Annotated in this window: 5 protein-coding genes; all 5 read left to right on the forward strand. The window is 57.1% G+C overall.

Translation table 11 applies throughout. The annotated features are described in order from the left end of the window. Nucleotides 1-34: 34 nt before the first annotated feature. The gene (queA, locus tag Q0F21_RS06505) at nucleotides 35-1,084 is read left to right on the forward strand and encodes a tRNA preQ1(34) S-adenosylmethionine ribosyltransferase-isomerase QueA (RefSeq protein ID WP_297238451.1); all 1,050 of its coding nucleotides are present in this window, start codon (nucleotides 35-37) and stop codon (nucleotides 1,082-1,084) included. Nucleotides 1,085-1,089: 5 nt separating this feature from the next. Then, nucleotides 1,090-1,557 (forward strand): 2-amino-4-hydroxy-6-hydroxymethyldihydropteridine diphosphokinase, encoded by a 468-nt coding sequence (gene folK, locus Q0F21_RS06510; RefSeq protein ID WP_297238453.1) that lies wholly within the window; start codon nucleotides 1,090-1,092, stop codon nucleotides 1,555-1,557. After that, on the forward strand, nucleotides 1,542-1,985 hold the full coding sequence (gene ruvX / locus Q0F21_RS06515; protein ID WP_297238455.1) for a Holliday junction resolvase RuvX: 444 nt from the start codon (nucleotides 1,542-1,544) through the stop codon (nucleotides 1,983-1,985). Before folK ends, ruvX begins: the two co-directional genes overlap by 16 nt. A 20-nt stretch (nucleotides 1,986-2,005) precedes the next feature. Continuing rightward, nucleotides 2,006-2,563: a peptide deformylase gene (def, locus tag Q0F21_RS06520; RefSeq protein ID WP_297238457.1), complete on the forward strand. Its 558-nt coding sequence runs from the start codon at nucleotides 2,006-2,008 to the stop codon at nucleotides 2,561-2,563. Between the two features lie 39 nt (nucleotides 2,564-2,602). Next, nucleotides 2,603-3,342, forward strand: a 740-nt coding sequence (locus tag Q0F21_RS06525; protein WP_297238459.1) for a tetratricopeptide repeat protein, incomplete at its 3' end; no start/stop codon positions are given.

The following is a 3,342-nucleotide window of genomic DNA, read 5'->3' on the forward strand; positions in this document are numbered from 1 at the left end:
GAATAGATAAAATCAATTTTAGAGACACTGATATATGAAGTTGTCACAATTTGGCTTCAAGCTGCCCAAGAAACTGATTGCTCAGCATCCGACAGACTTTCGTGATGAGTCTCGGATGATGGTGCTCCACCGCAAGAGCGGAGAGATCGAGCATAGACAGTTTAAGGATCTGATCGAGTACTTCACTGAGGATGACGTGATTGTTCTCAATAATGCGAAGGTCTTCCCAGCCCACCTCGTGGGGCATAAGGAGAAGACGAATGCCCGCATCGAGGTATTCCTGATGCGCGAGCTGAAGGCTGAGAACTATCTCTGGGATGTCCTGGTGGACCCGGCTCGTAAGATCCGGATCGGGAATAAGCTCTTCTTTGGTGAGGATGAGCGGCTGGTCGCTGAGGTGATCGATAATACCACCTCTCGGGGCCGCACCCTTCGCTTCCTCTACGACGGGGACCATGATCACTTCATCCAGGATCTGAAGGACCTCGGCATGACGCCTCTGCCCGACTATATCAAGCGTGAGCCGACACCGGAGGATGCTGAGCGGTACCAGACCATTTACGCAGAGGCGGAGGGAGCTGTCGTGGGACCGTCGGCAGGGTTTCACTTCAGCCGCGAGCTGATGAAGCGCCTCGACCTGAAGGATGTCCACTTTGCGAAGCTCGAGCTGAGCACCAGCCGTGTGATGTACGACGAGATCGACGTGGACGACCTGGCGAAGTACAAGATGGGATCCGAGCAGATCTCCATCACGCAGGAGTGCTGCGACGTGGTCAATAAGGCGCGTGTGGGAGGGCATAAGATCTGTGGAGTTGGCACCTCGACGATGAAGGCACTGGAGACCGCGCTTAGCACCGATGGCTTTATCAAGCCCTATGGGGGCTGGACGGGGAAGTTTATCTACCCGGAGTACACCTTTGGCATCGCCAATAGCATGGTGACCGGTTTCCATATGCCGTACTCCTCTACGCTGCTCACGGCGGTTGCCTTTGGCGGCTACGACATGATGATGAATGCCTATAAGGTAGCGATCAAGGAGGAGTACCGCTTTGGATGCTACGGTGACGCTATGCTCATCATCTGACACCTATGGAGCGCACCGCTTATATCGCTCTTGGGAGCAACTTGGGGGATCGCACCCACTACCTCTCCGAGGCCGAGCGGCTGATCGGTGAGCGGGTGGGGGAGATCCTTGCTGTCTCCTCTCCTATGGAGACGGAGCCGGTGGGCTTTGAGAGTGAGCATAAGTTTCTCAATCAAGTGCTCGCCGTCCGCACGTCACTTGCCCCTCGAGCCCTTCTTACGGTGACGCGCGAGATCGAGCGGGAGCTGGGGCGTGAGCGGAAAAGCGTCGGCGGAATCCACTTCGACCGGACCTGCGATGTCGATATACTGATGATCGATGACCTGGTCTACCACGACGAGTGGCTGGAGATCCCTCATCCGCGTATGCGGGAGCGGCTCTTCGTCCTCCAGCCACTGGCTGAGATAGCGCCTGACGTGATCGACCCGGTCACCGGTAAGACCATCCGAGAGTTGCTATGGGACGTCTCTTAGGTCTGGATGTAGGGCGCAAGCGAACCGGTATGGCGGTGACAGACCCCCTGCGGATCATCCCCGACGGCATGGGCTATGCCTCCACGGGTGAGATTCCTAATAAAGTGCGGGACTACTGTCAGCGGGAGGCGGTGGATGCGATCATCATCGGGCTACCCAAGCAGGCGGATAATACCCCATCCGAGAGTGAGAAGTACATTACCCCGCTGATCAATAGGCTGCGTAAACTTTTGCCTACCATGCCCATCATAAGGTATGACGAGCGCTTCACTTCAGTGATCGCCAATCGGACCCTCGTCGAGAGCGGTATGGGGCGGATGAAGAGGCGGGAGAAGGGGCTGGTCGACGAGATCAGCGCCGTGATCATCCTGCGGGACTTCCTCGAGAGCAGGACCTATCGTGAGATGCAGGAGCGGGGAGAGATATGATAATGAATAGAAAGTAAGCAATGGAACTACCTATATACGTCTACGGCACCGACATACTGAGAGAATCGACTAAGGAGGTGACTCCTGACCTGCCCGGTCTCCAGAAACTGATTGCCGATATGTACGACACCATGTATGCCTCCGATGGGATCGGGCTTGCTGCCCCGCAGGTGGGCAAGGCACTGCAGCTCTTTGTCATTGACGCATCGCCCCTCAAGGACGCCTATCCCGAGACGGCGGATATGAAGCACACCTTTATCAATGCAGAGGTGCTGGAATATGGCACAGAGGAGGTCACCTTGGACGAGGGATGTCTCAGCCTCCCCGGTCTCAGTGAGCCGGTGAGCCGACCGACGATGGTGCGGGTGAAGTATCAGGATGAGAACTTCGAGTGGCACGAGGAGACCTTCCGAGGCTTCAGCGCGCGGGTCTTCCAGCACGAGTTTGACCATACCCGCGGGATCCTCTTCACGGACAAGGTCACCGCGATGCGTAAAGCCATGATCCGCAGCAAGCTCAAGAAGATGTCCCGCGGCAATGTCCGGGCGGACTACAAGATCATCACCAACAGCCGATAACTATCCGGGATGAGAGAGAGGATCCGCCTACGACTCTGGATGACTACCTTACTGGTGGTCTGCCATCTCCTGCCCGCACACGCCCAGATCGACCCGACCCGGGTGATGACCATAGGGCAGAATGCGATCCTCTTCAAGGACTACGTCCTCGCCATCCAGTATTTCAATACCGCCATCCGGGTCGACTCCACCTCGGCACGCCCCTACTACTGGCGGGCGGTGGCGAAGTACAGCCTTGGGGATGTGAAGGGTGCCGAGCAGGATGCTTCGGTGAGTATCGGACGCAATCCCTTCATCTACGATGCCTATTACCTCCGCGCCCTCACCCGCCACACGCTGGGCGAGGACACTCTGGCGCTTCAGGACTACAAGGTGGTGCTTGCCGACAATCCCGACAATCGGGGGGCGCTCCATAATGCCGCGGTTCTCTACACCTCGATGAAGGACAGTCTCTCCGCCCGTCGCCTTCTGGATCACCTCCACCGATACCATCCCGACTATGCGGATGGCTATCTAATCGATGGCGGTCTCCGACTACAGCAGGGAGACACCGTAGCGGCGCAGGGGCTCTTTGAGAAAGCGCTCGCCCTCTCGCCCACGCTGACCAATGCCCACCTCTCCATGGCGGACATCGCCTACAGCAGGCACGAGTATCGCAAGGCGGAGGACTATCTCGACAAGGCGATACGCATCAATGCGAATGAGCCGATACTCTATACCAATAGAGCGCTCATCCGATACCAGCAAAATAACATGCGCGGAGCGATGGGCGACTACAC

The organism is uncultured Porphyromonas sp., assembly GCF_934359325.1.
In the GTDB taxonomy this organism is placed as follows: Bacteria; Bacteroidota; Bacteroidia; order Bacteroidales; family Porphyromonadaceae; genus Porphyromonas_A.